The organism is Pseudoalteromonas sp. Cn5-37 (assembly GCF_021532495.1).
GTDB classification, from domain to species: Bacteria; Pseudomonadota; Gammaproteobacteria; order Enterobacterales; family Alteromonadaceae; genus Pseudoalteromonas; species Pseudoalteromonas simplex.
This window is the reverse complement of record NZ_JAKGBA010000084.1, coordinates 1-1,688: the sequence shown is the minus strand read 5'-3', so window position 1 is coordinate 1,688 and position 1,688 is coordinate 1. Positions and strand designations below refer to the sequence as shown.

At 43.0% G+C, this 1,688-nt stretch carries 2 protein-coding genes; both read right to left on the bottom strand.

Annotated elements, in window-relative coordinates; all coding sequences use genetic code 11:
- Window positions 1–318: 318 nt before the first annotated feature.
- Complete coding sequence (locus L1266_RS22155) at window positions 319–1,407, bottom strand: IS91 family transposase (RefSeq protein ID WP_063528616.1); 1,089 nt, start codon at window positions 1,405–1,407, stop codon at window positions 319–321.
- Window positions 1,404–1,688, bottom strand: a 285-nt coding sequence (locus L1266_RS22150; protein WP_235378359.1) for a tyrosine-type recombinase/integrase, incomplete at its 5' end; no start/stop codon positions are given. The genes L1266_RS22155 and L1266_RS22150, both read right to left, overlap by 4 nt.

Here is a 1,688-nt window from a genome sequence, read left to right as displayed (position 1 = left end):
ATAACATTTTAGTATTTATGCGACACGCAGTTTGTGTTGCATAATCGCTTGTTGGACTGAGCCGCTACCTACTCGGTGTGTCAGAGTTGGTGTTGTTTATGCTATGGGAATTTGCTTTTTCTGGCCTAAGCGATATCAAGCCAACGTTACTGGCGAGCCTATCGTATCTAAGCTATCCCTGCTTTACTCAGCGTTTATTATGCTTCCATTACACCTAAATTTGCCTTAAGAAGCAATTATATTTTTACGCACGCAGAGGTCGTTAGCCTGAGCAATTAAGCAGGTTAACTCATTGATTTTAAGCAGCAAGCAAGGCTGCTAACTCGTTCGCACTATTTCATTTGTCGGCGTATCTGAATTCATCACACCAATAAATCGTAAAATACCCACCTTGCATGACTGGCAAGGCCAATGCGGTATCAGTGTTACGTTTTCTGTCTTTAGCTTCTCCACTTTACCTCTGTGTGATTCTTGTGACCTTATTAATGCTAACTTTCGCTTGCGACACGCATTAGCTAAAAAGCCATAGTGGCGAATGCGCATAAACCCTTTGGGCAATACATGTTGTAAGTAGCGCCGTAAAAATTCATCACAACTCAGAGTCATGACTTTATCGCGGTTGTTATCTGCATAATCGCGGTATTTAAAGCTCACTGTTTCTTCAGTCGCTGACACTAATCGCGATTCTGACATCACGCCTTTTCGGGTATAACGAGCAAGGTAACTAACTAGCTTTTCACTGTACGTTAAACAGGCTTTGCTATACACACACCACTTTGTTGGGGTGTTTATCTTCGCGAATGAACTATCGCATTCATTGAGTTCCGCTAGCATTTTACCCCTAAAGACTGTTGATAACGCTTTTACGGGGTATAAATAGCCTTTTTCTATTTCATGCCAGTGCGCTTTATTTAGCGCCCCTGCGGGTATCAAACAATGCAAGTGGATATGCTGACTTAAGTTCTGCCCCCACGTATGCAGTACGCTTGTCATGCCTAACTGACCATGCTTTTTCCGTTTCGCAAATTTACTTAGCGTTTGCCATGTCGCTTTAAATAAACACTGATACAACGCATTTGGGTTATAGTGAGCAATGATATTCAACTCATGAGGGAGTGTAAAAACAAGGTGGAAATACCTACATGGTAATAAATCCTCCTGCTGTTTTTGCACCCATTTAGCCGTAGCCATGCCTTGGCAACGCGGGCAATGACGGTCTCGACAGCTACATCCAATCTTTTGCGACTCCCCACAGCTATCACATTGCCATGCTTGATAACCGAGCTGACCCGTTCTGCATGATTGAAGGTGCTGACACACGCGCAGTTGTTGATAACTCACCGTATGATGTTGGCGATAACTCTCAAAGCTTGAGTTTAAAATATCAGCGAGGTGTAAGGCGTTCATTGTTTACTCCAGCTCGCAAGCAAATCAATGCCGCCATGACCTAACTCTGGTAACCAATGTAAGTAACTTTGTGTGGTTTTAATATCACTGTGGCCAAGCTGATGTTGCAGTTGATGAAGTGGCATACCTGATTCAAGTTGGTGTGTTGCATAAGCATGGCGTAAAGTATGTGGATTACAGTGCTTTAAGCCACACGCTTGTGCATGTTTTCTCAATGGCTTCCTGAAGGTTGATGCTGACATAGGTTTATCCATTAATAACCGTGAATAGAACATCCAACC